The sequence below is a fragment of the Streptosporangium carneum genome (assembly GCF_027922005.1).
GTDB lineage: Bacteria > Actinomycetota > Actinomycetes > Streptosporangiales > Streptosporangiaceae > Streptosporangium > Streptosporangium carneum.
This window is the reverse complement of sequence record NZ_BSEV01000108.1, coordinates 1-610: the sequence shown is the minus strand read 5'-3', so window position 1 is coordinate 610 and position 610 is coordinate 1. Positions and strand designations below refer to the sequence as shown.

The following is a 610-nucleotide window of genomic DNA, read 5'->3' as shown; positions in this document are numbered from 1 at the left end:
GAGGTGCAGTTCATCCGGCCGTGCAATCTGTGCCCGCACATGAAGCGGATCACGCTGGAAAACATCTATGACTGCCTGCGTCTGGAACAGCATGAAGTGACCGTGCCCGACGATGTGATCGACGGTGCCCGCCGCTCCGTCCAGGCCATGCTCGACCTGCCCAAGCCCGACAAGCCCGCCAGCTTCGACCCGGCCAGGCAGGAAAAGCCCGTGGACCTGGTCTCGATCTAGGAGGGCGGCCATGACCCGTCCCGTTCTCATCTGCGGTGCCGGGATCGCCGGGCTGTGGGCGGCGCTGAAGCTGGCGCCGCGGCCGGTCGTGCTGCTGACCGGGGCGCCGCTGGGTGAAGGCGCGGCCTCCGGCTGGGCCCAGGGCGGGGTTGCGGCTGCCCTCGCAGATGATGACAGCCCCGCCCTGCACACCGCCGACACGATCACCGCCGGCGCCGGGCTGGTCGACGCGGACGCAGCGCGCGCGCTGGCCGAAGGTGCGGCACAGGAAGTCCGCGAACTTGCCGCCCTGGGCGCGCCTTTCGAGCGCCGGGGCGAGACCTGGTCGCTCTCCCGCGAAGCCGCCCATGCCCCCCACCGGGTCGCCCGGGTGAAGGGC

At 71.3% G+C, this 610-nt stretch carries 2 protein-coding genes; both read left to right on the top strand.

Going from position 1 to position 610, the window contains the following annotated elements:
• Positions 1 to 231: quinolinate synthase NadA (gene nadA / locus PKF00_RS44925; RefSeq protein ID WP_271223758.1), on the top strand; the 231-nt coding region annotated here is incomplete at its 5' end.
• A 10-nt stretch (positions 232 to 241) separates the two neighbouring features.
• Positions 242 to 610, top strand: a 369-nt coding sequence (locus tag PKF00_RS44920) for an FAD-dependent oxidoreductase (RefSeq protein ID WP_271223757.1), incomplete at its 3' end; no start/stop codon positions are given.